The organism is Pseudomonas sp. CM27 (assembly GCF_013179515.1).
Taxonomy (GTDB): Bacteria; Pseudomonadota; Gammaproteobacteria; order Pseudomonadales; family Pseudomonadaceae; genus Aquipseudomonas.
Map to the genome: position 1 here is coordinate 1 of NZ_JABMCN010000439.1, position 1,383 is coordinate 1,383.

Annotated in this window: 2 protein-coding genes and 1 pseudogene; 1 reads left to right on the plus strand and 2 read right to left on the minus strand. The window is 55.2% G+C overall.

The window, feature by feature from the left end:
• On the minus strand, positions 1-593 hold a 593-nt coding region (locus HP547_RS28765), incomplete at its 3' end, for a chemotaxis protein CheB (RefSeq protein ID WP_172288887.1).
• 90 nt (positions 594-683) lie between these two features.
• Positions 684-1,016 (minus strand): hypothetical protein, encoded by a 333-nt coding sequence (locus HP547_RS28770; RefSeq protein ID WP_172288889.1) that lies wholly within the window; start codon positions 1,014-1,016, stop codon positions 684-686.
• A 290-nt stretch (positions 1,017-1,306) separates the two neighbouring features.
• On the opposite strand from HP547_RS28770, the pseudogene HP547_RS28775 reads away from it, so the two are divergent.
• Positions 1,307-1,383, plus strand: a pseudogene (locus HP547_RS28775) (termination factor Rho); the annotation flags it as partial.

Sequence of the window (1,383 nt, forward strand, 5' to 3'; positions counted from 1 at the left end):
GGCATCTCGGCAACTGGCAATATGACATCCACCAACTGCGTTTCGATTGCAGCCCGTGGCATGCCATCAAATTCCGCATCCTCCGGGTTCTGCACAAGCGTCACGCCGCCTTGCTCTTTGATTCGCGACAAACCCACCGCGCCGTCCGAACCGGTTCCCGATAGCACCAGGCAAAATGCGCGGTGCTTGTGAACGTCTGCCAGGTCTCGAAAGAACAAATCGATGGCGACATGAGTCCCCTGAGGCCGGGTTGCAACATTGGCCTGCAGGTAGCCATCGTTCATCGCCAATTGCCTGGCAGGCGACAACACGTACACGTGATTAGGCTTGATCTCGCAACGCCCGGTCACCTGTAGAACGGGCATTTTGGTGCTTGAGGCGAGAATTCTGTCAATGACGCTTTCGTGATCGGGCGAGAGATGTAGCACCACCACGAATGCCATACCGTTATCGGCTGGCATGTTCTCGAGAAATTTTTTGAGCGCCTGAATGCCCCCCGCCGACGCACCGATGCCAACCACCGGAAATGGCAGCTCGCTCGGCACTATCTCTTTGCGCTGCGGTAATGCGGTTTTGTTATCGTCAGCGCTCATAGCAGGATTCTCATCGGAAGGACAAAAGCGGCCAGTCTAGTTCAGCCCGACGCTCAAAAAACAGGCGTGTCGTGTAAGGAAGGCCCTTGTTCAGTCGGTGAACGCGAGCGTACGCACGTGATAATGCTCGTCGTTCGTGGCGGCCGATGCCGGCGCCAGGGTGTGCGCAACGTCGTTGCTGGCCGGGGGCTCAGGGAAGTCCCTGTCGATTACAGCGAGGTGTTCTGATGCGTCGGCATAGCAGCGCAGCGCTGAGGCTTTCAGTCGTATATAGCGTTCGAACTGCTCCGCATCCAATTGGGGGTGAGTCAAAATTTGCTCCGCTTGCTGGAGGCGTCGATGCGCCTCGCCGAGCAGCCGTTGATTCTGTTCAAGAGCAAGGGCTCGGCATCGTTTCAGTTCATTCGCTTCATCAGACTGCATCGCGGCGTTCTCCACAGAATACCCTTTAACTTGTGACTTGGTACGCATCAGTGGGGTGCTATGGAATGTGTTCGAAAATCTGCTACGTGTGAGCGCTTAATGCATCGATTTTTTCAACCGATAAGCCGCCTATGGCTTGAGCATGCAAGTGAGCGAACAGGCGACGGAATATCCCTCGAATCGGATGCCGACGGATCAGGTACCTGCTGCAGCCGTTTGTCCATTTTTCGGCACTCTGCCGAAGGGCAGGTGTTCAACCGTTCACTTAGAGCCTTTCAGGAGTGACGGTCATGCCCCGTGGAGACAAAGACAAATACACCGAGAAGCAAAAACGCAAAGCTGAACACATCGAAGAAAGCTATGAGCA

Bases quoted from the DNA above. Each gene is read 5' to 3' on its own strand.
- HP547_RS28770 (WP_172288889.1), bottom strand. From the start codon at position 1,016: ATGCAGTCTGATGAAGCGAATGAACTGAAACGATGCCGAGCCCTTGCT.